At 45.2% G+C, this 12,879-nt stretch carries 7 protein-coding genes and 1 pseudogene; all 8 read left to right on the forward strand.

What is annotated here, in order from left to right; all coding sequences use genetic code 11:
• The first annotated feature begins 210 nt into the window (after positions 1-210).
• The 8 genes and pseudogenes from uvrA to K7I13_RS00840 all read left to right on the forward strand — a co-directional run bounded on the left by uvrA (position 211) and on the right by K7I13_RS00840 (position 12,709).
• Positions 211-3,063, forward strand: a pseudogene (gene uvrA, locus K7I13_RS00805) (excinuclease ABC subunit UvrA).
• Positions 3,060-6,230, forward strand: coding sequence for an LPS-assembly protein LptD (locus K7I13_RS00810; RefSeq protein WP_255947224.1), 3,171 nt, complete (start codon positions 3,060-3,062; stop codon positions 6,228-6,230). Before uvrA ends, K7I13_RS00810 begins: the two are co-directional and overlap by 4 nt.
• A 59-nt stretch (positions 6,231-6,289) precedes the next feature.
• On the forward strand, positions 6,290-7,237 hold the full coding sequence (locus K7I13_RS00815) for a PhoH family protein (protein ID WP_255947225.1): 948 nt from the start codon (positions 6,290-6,292) through the stop codon (positions 7,235-7,237).
• Entirely contained in the window at positions 7,218-8,279 is a 1,062-nt protein-coding gene (locus tag K7I13_RS00820) for a hypothetical protein (protein ID WP_255947226.1), read from the forward strand. The genes K7I13_RS00815 and K7I13_RS00820 overlap by 20 nt, the downstream gene beginning before the upstream one ends.
• A complete protein-coding gene (locus tag K7I13_RS00825; RefSeq protein ID WP_255947228.1) occupies positions 8,174-9,295 on the forward strand; it encodes an HDIG domain-containing metalloprotein in 1,122 nt (373 codons plus the stop codon). The genes K7I13_RS00820 and K7I13_RS00825 overlap by 106 nt, the downstream gene beginning before the upstream one ends.
• Before the next feature lie 173 nt (positions 9,296-9,468).
• Positions 9,469-9,939, forward strand: coding sequence for an rRNA maturation RNase YbeY (gene ybeY, locus K7I13_RS00830; RefSeq protein ID WP_255949386.1), 471 nt, complete (start codon positions 9,469-9,471; stop codon positions 9,937-9,939).
• A gap of 3 nt (positions 9,940-9,942) precedes the next feature.
• Complete coding sequence (locus K7I13_RS00835) at positions 9,943-10,797, forward strand: hemolysin family protein (RefSeq protein ID WP_255947230.1); 855 nt, start codon at positions 9,943-9,945, stop codon at positions 10,795-10,797.
• A complete protein-coding gene (locus K7I13_RS00840; protein WP_255947232.1) occupies positions 10,730-12,709 on the forward strand; it encodes a tetratricopeptide repeat protein in 1,980 nt (659 codons plus the stop codon). The genes K7I13_RS00835 and K7I13_RS00840 overlap by 68 nt, the downstream gene beginning before the upstream one ends.
• Positions 12,710-12,879: the final 170 nt, after the last annotated feature.

Genomic DNA, 12,879 nt, shown 5'->3' on the forward strand with positions numbered 1-12,879 from the left:
GTACTTCCAAAGTACAAATCTGAGTTATAATAGTATACCGGCCTGTTTTTCCGGTTTTACTATGCTTTTTGTATGTAAAAACTGCCGGATATCCTGGGGTTTATTGACCGCGGGGACAACAACAGGTATTATTTGTCTATGAAAAGTCGTAATACATCCCGCGCATCTTCAGAAGAAAAAACAAAAGCTGCCGAGACTCCTTCCGGCGGTTTGAATAAGCTGATTGTAAAAGGCGCCCGTGAGCATAACCTCAAGAATATTGATGTTGTACTGCCAAGAGACAAGCTTATTGTTATTTCAGGGCTTTCCGGATCCGGCAAAAGTTCTCTTGCCTTTGATACTATTTTTGCCGAAGGCCAGCGGCGCTATGTTGAATCACTGTCGGCCTATGCCAGACAATTTCTCGGAAGAATGGATAAGCCTGATATAGACTATATTGAAGGCCTTTCCCCTGCTATTTCCATAGAACAGAAAACGACCCATAAAAATCCCCGTTCAACGGTTGGAACCGTAACGGAAATATATGATTATTACAGGCTCCTTTATGCCCGCATAGGGTCGCCCCATTGTCCTCAATGCGGAAAGCCGATCCGGGAACAGTCTGTAGACCAGATTATTAATACCCTGATGGGATGGCCGGAGGGCACGAAAATACAGCTTTTGGCGCCTGTTATCCGGGGTAAAAAGGGCGAACACCAGAAAATTATCCAGGATGCCAGAAACGCGGGTTTTGTCCGCGCCCGGATTGATGGGCTTCCGGTCAGCCTCGATGAGGATATCAAACTTGATAAACAGAAAAAGCATACTATAGAAATTATAGTTGACCGTATTGTTTTAAAGCCCGATGTACGGAGACGCCTGGCGGAATCGGTTGAAACGACGCTTGCCAGTTCCGGAGGTATTCTGGTTGCAACCCGCCAGGACGCTGAGCCGCAGGGGAGAATCATGACGCAAGGGAAACGGAAGTTTTCTTCTCCCAGAAAAGCGCCTGCCCGGACTGCGGAATTTCCATACCCGAACTGCAGCCCCGGCTTTTTCCTTCAATAATCCCTACGGGGCCTGCCCTGATTGTACCGGATTGGGCGCACGGCAGGAATTTGATCCCGCTTTACTTATGCCGAACCTGGAAATTTCTTTCTATGACGGCGGGATTGTGCCGTATAACCCTGACAGTAATTGGAACCGCAGCCGTTTTGAGGCCCTTGCCGATAAATATCATTTTTCCCTGTCCGAGCCGCTGAAAAATATTCCAAAAAAAATCATGCAAATAATTATGAACGGTTCGGGAGACGAGACAATAGATTTCGTGTATGAAAACAGGGACGGAAGCCACCGGAGCAAATATCATCAGAGCTGGCCCGGAATTATAAGTGATTTAAAACGGCGGTATAATGAAACATTCTCCGAAGGTCAGAAAGAATATCTGGAAAAATTCATGTCGAACCGGGAATGTGATGTCTGCCATGGCAAACGGCTGAGGCCCGAGGCCCTTGCTGTTACAGTAGGCGGGAAAAATATTTATGAACTTTCAACCCTTTCTGTAACAGATTCCCTTGAATTTTTCTCTTCAGTCAGACTCACGGAAACCGAACGGCAGATTGCGGAGCAAATACTGAAGGAAATCAATGCCAGGCTCAATTTTATGAAAAATGTCGGACTCGATTATCTTACCCTTGAACGGAAGGCAGCCACGCTTTCCGGAGGCGAGGCCCAGCGTATCCGTCTGGCAACCCAGATCGGCTCAAGCTTAATCGGGGTATTATATATCCTTGATGAACCATCAATAGGGCTTCACCAGAGGGACAATCAGCGGCTTATCGATACGCTTCTGTACCTCCGGGATATCGGAAATACTCTGATTGTAGTTGAACATGACGAACAGACTCTCAGGACAGCCGATTATATTGTCGACCTCGGTCCGGGCGCCGGTGTACATGGCGGCTATATTGTTGCGGAAGGAACTCCCGAAGATGTTATGAATGCCAAGGCCAGCCTGACAGGCCAGTATCTCGCCGGTACTCTGAATATGACAGTGCCGGAAGAACGGAAAAGCGGAAACGGTCATTCAATAAAGCTCTCGGGGATCACCGAACATAATTTGAAAAATATTGATGTGGAAATACCTTTGGGAGCTTTTACCTGTATTACCGGTGTTTCAGGTTCAGGAAAATCAACACTCCTGTCCGATGTTTTATATCCTGCCGTTTCAAACAAGGTTTCAAGAACAAATTACACGGAAGGCGCGTACAGAAAAATTTCCGGCATTGAGCATGTTGATAAAATAATAAATATAGATCAAAGCCCCATCGGAAGGACCCCCCGGTCAAATCCGGCAACCTATGTCGGAGTCTTCACAGGAATTCGGGATTTATTCGCGAGCCTGCCCGAATCAAAGGCGAGGGGATACCGCTCAGGACGTTTTTCCTTTAATGTAAAGGGCGGCCGCTGTGAACACTGTATGGGCGACGGAACAATAACCATTGAAATGAATTTTCTTCCCGATGTGTATATAACCTGTGATGTCTGTCATGGCAGACGGTTTAACAAGGAAACGCTCGATGTGCGCTATAAAGGAAAAAATATTGCGGACGTACTTGAAATGACCATTGAGGAAGCAACCGACTTCTTCATACATATTCCCCATATTGCCCGTAAAATGGAAACGCTTCTTTCGGTTGGTCTGGGTTATGTAAGACTCGGGCAGTCTGCATTAACGCTTTCGGGGGAGAAGCCCAGCGGGTAAAACTTGCAAATGAGCTGGCGAGACGTTCGACAGGAAAAACACTGTACATTCTTGATGAACCGACTACCGGACTGCATTTCGCGGATGTAAAACAGCTTATGCAGGTAATAAAACGGCTGGTCGATCAGGGCAATACTGTTGTAATGATTGAACACAACCTGGATGTTATTATGCAGGCGGACAGGATAATTGATCTCGGCCCCGAAGGCGGTATACGGGGCGGTACTGTTATCGCTACCGGAACACCGGAAGCAATTGCCGGGTGCGCAAAATCATATACCGGATATTATTTGAAAGAAATGCTTGAAAGGAATAGATGATCCGCAGATTTTTAGTTTCTGTAATTGTTTTTTTTCTAATTCCGGCTTTTTTCTACGCTGCGGACCGGGTTGTAACAATTGAATCAGCCCGGTTTACGGAATATATAAAACTGGATCCTGCAACAGATACTGAAATTCTTGTCCCTCCTGATCATTCCGGAACAGTTGAAAAAATACGTTTTACCGGCAATGTAGTCATCGTCGTTACTGAAGGTTCTTCAGTTTCACGGATCGGCGCGGATGAAATAACCTATGACAAATCCCGCGACATGCTTGAGGCCAGCGGTAATGTCTCATATGAACATACCACAGGGAAAAGTGGTTCAGAAAAATTTTCAGGAACAGCCCTTTTGTTTAATATCAGAACACAGGAAGGCGTCTTTTTGGGCGGTTCAGTAGTCCAGGATTCCGGACGAAAAGACGGAGACCCCTATACTATTCACGCGGAAGTTTCCGGCCGAGACTCAAGTTCGACAATGGCTTTTAAGAACGGTGTTATGACCACTTGTGATGAGGAAGACCCGCACTGGTCGATTACCGCTTCCCGTATCTGGATTTTGCCGGGAAATGAAATCGCCATACTGAACGGCGTCTTTTTTATTGGACCTCTTCCTGTCTTTTATATACCGGCGTTTTATTATCCGAGTGATGAAATGATTTTTCATCCTGTATTCGGATACCGTAACCGGGAAGGAAATTTTATCCAGACCACAACCTATCTCATCGGGCGGAAACCCCTTGCCTCAAAATCAAGTTCATCGTCCGGTACGTCTTTCGCTGATTTTCTGCAAAGCGATACATTAAAAGAACAGAAGCGGGAAGGTCTGTTTCTCCGCAACACAAATGAAGATGCTACAACAGCCAACTCAAATCACCTTAAGCTCCTTCTTGATGGGTATTCAGGGCTTGGCGCAATGATCGGGGTCGACGGACTGTTCCGTCCCACAAAAGGGTATGTCCGCTCAATTTCATTTTACGCCAACTTCGGATTTTCACGGACGCTTTATAGCCCGCAGTCGGGAATTTCCTATACTACCTATGATTCCAATGGTGATCAAAACTGGAATTCAGGATGGTTTTTCGGCAACAAACTCCCGTTCCGGTATAACGGAAATCTATCCATGCAAATGGACAGGGCTCCGTTTGCCATCAGTGTTTCAATTCCTCTTATTTCAGACTCAAAATTCAGGGCTGATTTTCTGGACCGCGGCGAAGACTTGAACTGGTTTAATTTTCTTATGAACCAGGCAGAACTCGCGAAGGGCAGCGATATTTCGGATGAAACATCCTATTCATGGAATATTTCGGGTTCCATCAGGCCCACTATGTCCGTTACAAGACCCTGGCTCGAAACATTTTCTATAACCTCACTTACCGGGCTTTTGACATTTAACTCGAAAACCAACTTGAGTCTCTCCGGCGAGGAACTTGCATACTCACCCGAGCGGACCTTTTTCTATCCCGAAGTTATAAAGCCTTCAATGAACATTTCTCTGGGAGGGACTCTGTTATCCTCCACAAAAAGGTCCCAGACGACCCAGACAAAGACTGTTTCGCCCGATATGAAGGACATATTCAATCCTTTTGCGGAAGCGGCAAATATTGATAATCAGGCGGAAAATTCAAACGACAGTCTTCCGGACAAGGCTGATGTGGACCGGTTTATCAAACTGCCGGGAATAACTCCGAAAATAGCCGCGACATCCGGCCTGTCATCATATTCCGTGACCTGGTCCATGGACCCCAGTTTTATATATGAGGCCCGGTATAATGCAACCGACTGGCTGGCCCCCGATGAAATTCAATGGGACGAGTTTTCATCGCTTTATTACCAGGTAAAACTTCCGGCGAAAATTCAGGGGTCCTATAAATGGGACAGCAACTTCTTTTCGGCGACTTCTTCCCTGAATTTTTCCAGCCTGATACAGGACCATCCCTGGCTTTCCGACTCTGTATATACTACCCAGTCCGCGAAAGATACTATAAAAGTAAACAATTACAAGGCCACTATGTACAGTATTTCCACAACAGAAAATATAAGTATTGTACCCTTTAACCGGAATGATTTTCTGAAGCCCATATCCGCTTCATGGAATTTTACCGGCAATATTGTTAAATCGGAATTTACAGGAACAGCCGATGACCCGGAATGGGACAGCAATCTGATGAAATGGGACAGAGACTATATTACAACACATTCAGCTACCGGTGTCGTCGGCGTCGCCTTTGGCAATTATACGCAGAGAATTTCAGTAACGAGCAATTTGCCCCCGCTCCTTGAATCATATACGGGTTCGGCCTCTTTTGCCTGGCCGTATACCACCGTAACGGTAAATACAAAATTTTACGAAAAGGAAACTTCAGGACAAACAGACTGGATATGGGACCCGCTCCGGACCAGTATAAGATTTACTTTTCCGTTTAATCTGTCTTTGGGACAGGATTTTGTATACAATATCGAAGATAATGAACCGTCACGTCTTCATATTACCGCCGGCTACAAGAACCTGAGTGCATATTATACCCTGAATACCACTATTCCCTATAAACTCGTAGAAGGACAGGGCTGGCTTCAGGATGGTACGGAAACCAAATTCATTCCTTCGGACGCAGGATTTTCCTATACGAATAGCCCCCTCAAACTGAATTTCTGGAAAAACAGGATATCCATTGAACTTCGTGTTTCCACTAACCTCAAATTTGACCTTCTCCGGCTGACCTCCAGCAGTTTCACTTTTACACCGGGAATAACCATAAAAATTCTGGATTTTCTTGATTTTACCTTCAGTTCAAACAGTACAAATGAAGTTATCGCGAGATATTTTCAGGACTGGATGGATTTACCGGCTCCGCTTCCCGGCGAAACCAATATTCTGGTGGATTTGTTTAAATCTTTTAACTTTTTCAATGAACAGGACCGGATGAATTCAGGTTTTAAGCTGAAAAGACTGAATATGGAGCTGAAACATTATCTGCATGACTGGACTATGTCATTAAAAGTCGCCATTGCTCCGGAACTTAAGACAAGCGGCGGTAATTACCGTTATGAGTTTTCTCCGACAATTACCTTTGTTGTTGAATGGAAGCCTATCTCCGATATAAAAACTACCGTAAAAACGGAATCAGGCGTATTCTCTCTGAATACTACCGATGATGATGACGATTAAGGGCTGTGCGGCTTGACGGTACAGCCTGCTTATATGTAAACTGTTGGAAAGGGGATTATTTGGAGACTGGTTATACTATTGTTTTCAGTGACAAGGAAACACTTTCAGCTTTATGCGGTGTAAACGACGGAAATCTGGAAACAATTGAAGAATATCTGGGAGCTCCCGTCGTAATCAGGGGTAATGAAATGACTGTGGTTACCTCGGATGACGATACCTGTGTAAAGTTCCAGACGCTTATTGACAGGGTTTTGTCAGAACATCCTGAAAAAGTACAGAATTCTTCGGACATGATTTTTTCTCTGATTTCACGCCTGAAAACGGATCCGGTCACCGGACTCGAACATACCTATATTCAGATACCTCACGGATTTTTCCGTATTTATCCCAAAACAGCCGGTCAGGCGGAATTAATCTCAAAACTGTATAAACACCCCATTGTTTTCTGTCTGGGGCCGGCCGGTACCGGAAAAACCTTTCTTGCGGTGGCCCAGGCTCTCAAAATGGTTCTGAGCCATGAGGTCAGAAAAATCGTATTAACCAGACCTGTAGTTGAAGCGGGCGAAAACCTCGGTTTTTTGCCGGGCGATCTTGAACAGAAAATCAATCCCTACCTCCGGCCCTTATACGATGCGATGGAATTGCTTGTTTCTCCGGAAATAGTAAAACGGATGGAAGAATCCCATATGATAGAAATTGCCCCTCTGGCCTATATGCGCGGCCGCAGCCTTGATAACGCTGTGGTTATTCTTGATGAGGCCCAGAATACTACCCGGGAACAGATGAAAATGTTTTTAACCAGGCTCGGGTGCAATGTAAAAGCAATTATCACCGGCGATATAACGCAGGTAGATCTGCCGCCGAAGCAGGAATCCGGCTTATCCCATGCGGTACGCATATTGCAGAATGTCCCGGAAATTGCGATAATTTCACTTGGAAATCAGGATGTTGTCAGAAATCCCTTGGTAAAAAAGATAGTGCAGGCCTATGAACAGGAAAAAGTTTAATATTTTTGAAAATAAATATGTATTTTCATTTCTCGGAAACTTACATAAAAACAGTAAAATTCTGCTGCTTCTCGCTATTGCCTTTCTCCTGTTGATTACCGTCACGTATCTCAGCAGTATTGAAGAAAGCGGACTCGGGCGGCTGAACCTTTCCGACTTTGAAATAGGAATGGTGGCAGACCGGGATGTAATAGCCTCCCATGAAATATCGTATATAGACGAAAAGGCCACAAATATCCGAAAAGAGGCTCGAAAGCAGACTGTAACCGCTATTTTCCAGTATAACCGTGATTCCGCGGCTATGATAACGGATTTTTCCGCTTTTATTACCTTCCTGAAAACAAAAATGCAGAATATGACAAGGTTTGACCAGTTTCTGCTTGAAGTACAGCAGGAATATCCGGGATATTTTCAGCCGGAACAGCTTGAAGCTCTCTATGAATCCTCAAACCGCAATGATATTCTGTCGACTGCGCAGGATATTTATACCCTTGCGATAAATGAAGGCATCGCGGCCTTTCCTGATCAGGGAATGGAACGGTTCAACCAGAATGATATCGAGATTATCCGTTACATCAATAACGTTCCGGACCGTTCCGAAGTTTCCAAAAAATCGGTATTAACCCTTGATAATTTTGAACCCTGGGTAAAAACAGAGCTTTCAGCAATGAACAAACCTGCTTCATTCCTGAATATGGTCCTGATGCTGACAAAGCCCTTCCTGAAGGAAAATCTCATATACCAGAGTAAAGAAAGCGATCTGAAGCTTGAAAACGCCGTAAAGCTGGTGGCTCCGGTCGTTGTGGTAATTCCGGCGGAACAGAGAATAATCAGAAGAGGCTTTGTTATTTCCGAAGAAAACTACAGGCAGCTTGAGGCCCTTGCGAAGACGGGCGTCTATATAAATTTGCAGCGTTTCTGGGGGCCGTATTATTTTTGCTGGTCCTTGCCATTGCAGCTTTCTTTGTTTTTTCGGCAGGAACCTCAGGCCCTTCCTATGAATTCAAATTTCTTGTTTTTATGGTGGTCCTGTTCTGCATAATTTATCTTGCCGTCCTCGCCGTGATGCGCCTCGAAGCCTTTGATACTCCTCTGAAAATCGCCCTGCTTATGCCGGCGGCCATGGCCGCAATGCTGGTAACCGTTCTTCTTAATCAGCAGACCGCTATACTTTTTGTGGTCATGCTGTCGCTGGGTATTCTGTGCGCCTCGAATTTCATGCTGGCGCCGACCCTGTTTGCTTTTTTCTCCGGAATAGCAGGGGTCAGCGTTATCAGGAATATGCGCAAAAGATTTGATCTGGTAAAATCCGCCTGCATCCTCGCGCTTATAAATCCGCTTATTATTATAGTGATTTCCGTTGCCCTGCCTGATCCGGTGAACGACCTGTCCTTTTTGATCGCTATGGCCTCGGTTAACGGATTTATGGGCGGAATCCTTGTTATAGGATTTTTACCCATACTGGAAACCGCGCTCAATACTTCGACAAGTTTCCGTCTCATGGAATTTTCAGACCTGAACTCGCCGATAATGAAAAAGATGCTTTTAACAGCTTCCGGTACATATAATCATTCAATTATGGTCGCTACTCTCGCGGAAAGTGCGTGCCGGGAAATAGGCGCGGACCCGCTGGTTGCAAGAGTAGGGGCTTATTATCATGATATAGGAAAAATGGAGCAGAGCGAATATTTTGTTGAAAACCAGGTCGACGGGAACAAGCATCTGGCGCTTAATCCAAGGCTGTCCGCAACCGTTATACGGAGTCATGTCAAACAGGGTGTTGAAAAAGCAATACAAATGAGGCTGCCCCGTCAGGTTGTTGATATTATTGCGGAACATCATGGAAACAGTGTTATCTCCTATTTCTATAATGAAGCGAAAAAACTTGACGAAACGGTTGACCCCGAAAACTTTACGTATCCGGGAAATCCTCCGCGTTCCAAGGAATCGGCTGTGGTTATGCTTGCCGACGTTGTTGAGGCCGCCTGCCGCACGCTCGAGAAACCTTCCGTACCGCGGCTTGAAAAATTCATAACGGAACTGGTAAACAAAAAATAGAAACTAACCAGCTGGATAATTCCGAATTGACTTTTCACGAAATAGGAATTATTAAAAAAACATTTGTTAATATTCTTGCCGGATATTATCATTCGCGTATAGAGTATCCGAATCAGAAAGACCCTGACGAGGCTCCTGCAAAAAACAGGGAAGGCTCAAACGGAAAGAAAAAAATGAGCAATAACAGCATTACCATTACTTCCGAACCGCCTGTCCCGGCCCAAAAATGGTTTGCAGACGCAGAATTATTCATATCAAAAATTCTTGATTATCTTGATATAGATAATTGGGAAATTTCCATACTCTTCTGCGATGACGCTTTTATCAGCTCGCTGAATGCGAAATACCGCGGTATTGATTCTCCGACCGATGTTCTTTCTTTTGAGCAGGGAGATGAGTATATTGATGATAATGATATTACCTGGTTTAATGCCGGAGATATTGCAATCAGTCTTGACACCCTGCGCGCCAACTCGGAACATTTTTCTGTTGATATTAATGAAGAATTAAAACGTCTGCTGGTTCATGGAATACTGCATCTTGACGGTATGGACCATGATGACAATTCACCTGAGCAGGATATGCTCCAGTTTCAGGAACATATCCTTGCCGGATTTGCAGACGATGTTGTATTTAAGGAATAAAACATGGGATTATTTGGTAAACTTGGAAGTAAAAAAGGCAATGATACGTCGGTGGTTTTAAGCGAAGATATTGCCGAATCTCTGAATGAAGAAAAACGTGATATGATACAGGGGGTTGTTGATTTATCAGAAACCTCCGTCAAGGAAGTTATGGTCCCGAGGATTGACGTTGACTTTCTTTCAATAGATACCGGCGGAACAGCCCTGCTGGCAAAGGTTGCTGAAAGCGGACATTCCCGTTTTCCTGTTTACGGTGACTCCATAGATAATGTTATCGGAGTTCTGTATGTAAAGGATTTGATTCAGCTGATTGCCCGGAAAGAGGAAATCAACCTTGAAAAGATTATACGGAAGCCTTTTTTTGTGCCTGAATCAAAACGGATAGACGCTCTTTTACGGGAATTCAAGCGCCGGCATGTTCATATTGCCATCGCAATTGATGAGTACGGCGGCGTATCCGGTATTGTTTGCATGGAAGACATAATAGAGGAAATCGTCGGAGATATTCAGGATGAATTTGATAACGAACGCGAAGATGTGCTGCCCATAGGTGACGGTGTATGGCTTTGCGACGCGCGGGCAAGTCTGGATGATCTCACGGATGTGTTTCAGGAAGAAATGCCGGTAAATGAAGAATTTGAAACCCTGGGAGGTTTTGTCTTTGACCTGCTCGGTAAAATACCGGTAAAATATGAAAAGGTTTCCTGGAAAAATTTTGACTTTATTATTCAGGATATGGAAGGTCACCGTATAAACACGGTTAAGATTGTAAGAAAAAAGAAGGATAAATATGCTGAAAAGAAGTGTAAGCGCTTTCTTCTTTTTCTGTATAAGTTCTCTTGTAATGGTTTTTGCTGATCCTGTCGCGCTGTACACTACAGGCAAACAGTTTCAGGACCAGGGGAACTGGTACCGGGCTATTGAAAATTACCAGGAAGCTCTCCGGGAAAATCCTTCATACGGACTGGTATACCAGGGCCTTGCTGAATGTTTTTATGCGCTCAACGAGTATGAACAGGCTCTGGATCAGGTAATAAAAGCCGAAGGTTTTAAACGGAATGATCCCGGCCTGCTTGATCTGCACGGTTTTATTCTGATCGGACTGGGCCGGCTTGAAGAAGCGACCGGCATATTTAACCGCGTCCTGCAAACCTGGCCCAATGATATTCAGGCGAGATTCGGTACCGCTGAAATAAATCTTTTTTACGGCCGGGTCACCCTGGCGGCGGAACATTACCGCGAAGCCCTCAGCCGGTATCCTGAAAACAGAAAAGCCCTTTTATCTCTGGCACTGGTAAGCCGGGAGCTTGGAAATACCGCGGCGGAAAAAGAATATATTTCAAAGGCCCTGCAGTTCCACGGCGATAATCCCCAGGTTTTCTATTACGCTGCCTGGCTTGCTGCCCTTGACGGCAAGCTTGAAGAGGCGGAGGGCAGGGTCCGTTCCGCCCTGGCCAGGGACGCTTCCTATGATGACGCCTATGAATTACTGGCCGCAATTCTGTATCAGGCAGGAAGATTTACCGAGGTTATTGACGTCTGCGATATCCGTATAGCGGCCCGAAGAAACAGTCCCAGCGCATGGTACCTGAAGTCTCTGGCTTACGAGAAACTGGACCGGTATGAGGACTCGATCAGGACGGCCCAGACAGGTCTGGAGATTGCTCCCGAAGATGAGATTCTCCGTCTTTTTATGGAAACTGTTGTTATAAAACATCTTTCAGTTGAAGATGCCCGACGCGCTTCCTGGGCCCAATATCATATAAGAAAGGCCGCTGAATTCCAGCAGAGGAATATGTCGGAACAGGCTCTGTATGAATACCGGCGCGCTCTTAAAATATATCCGTATGATACTGAGACAAGATTCAGCTATGCGAAGCTGCTGTTAACCAGGGGCTATCCGTCCCGCTACATAGAACAGCTTGAATTTATCCAGTCTCTCGGAAAGAGTACAACGGCCATTAATGATGCGGTTGAAAACTACAATAAACTGCTTGTCAATTCCGTACAGTCAAAGTGGCAGATCAATCCCCTGTATCTGGAAAAGGACCATTGCTCAATCCGTATATTTTACCAGAATGATTCCGGAAACATTCTGCATCCTGCGGCTGAAAAAATTACCGCCGTACAGATTTCCGATATTTTCAGCTATGAGCAGCGCTTCAATGTTACTGCACATGAAACACCGGTACAGAGTTATTCTGAAGCGTTCAGACTGTCACGTACGCAGGGTGATGATTATTTTGCCCTGGTCACATTCAGTGAAAATGCAACAGACGTTCAGATTAATCTCGATATGTATGTTTCAAAAACAGGATCACAGGCCGGGACCTTTAAAGTCTTCCGTACGGGAAATAACCGCTACTCAAACGCTCTCCGGCGGCTCGTACAGATCACCGCTGCGGCGATTCCGCTAAGGGGAGAAATACTCACGCGCCACCAGAACAATGCGGTAATTGATCTGGGCCGGGTCGACAACATATTGGTTGATCAGGTCTTTGACATATTTCCCGAATCCGCCGTAACAGTCAAGAATGAGGGCATCGGACTGGTATATGATTCATCCAAGGTTCTGGGTACTTTTACAGTAACGGAACTTGACGGTGATATAGCCCAGGGCAGACTCCAGCGCAAAGGTTTTTTTGACAGGATAAACGCGGGAGACACCGTAGTACTTGGCCCCACGGAAACGGAGGCTGGAACAGCTTCCTCTGCTTCAGACGAACAGTCTGCGCCGGCGCTTTTATCGCTGATACGGAAAATCAGATAGCTTCATCCCCATGAGGTTACCCGCCGGTTCCTCAACCTGTTCATACTCTAATAATATAGTATAACGATATAGTATATTATTAGACCATTGCTGATTTTATTTTTGAATAACAATAAAACATATGAGCCCTGGTTTTACCATTAAAGACAGCCGGATATTAATCCTGCTCG

It is taken from the genome of Brucepastera parasyntrophica (assembly GCF_022376835.1).
Taxonomy (GTDB): domain Bacteria; phylum Spirochaetota; class Spirochaetia; order Treponematales; family Treponemataceae; genus Brucepastera; species Brucepastera parasyntrophica.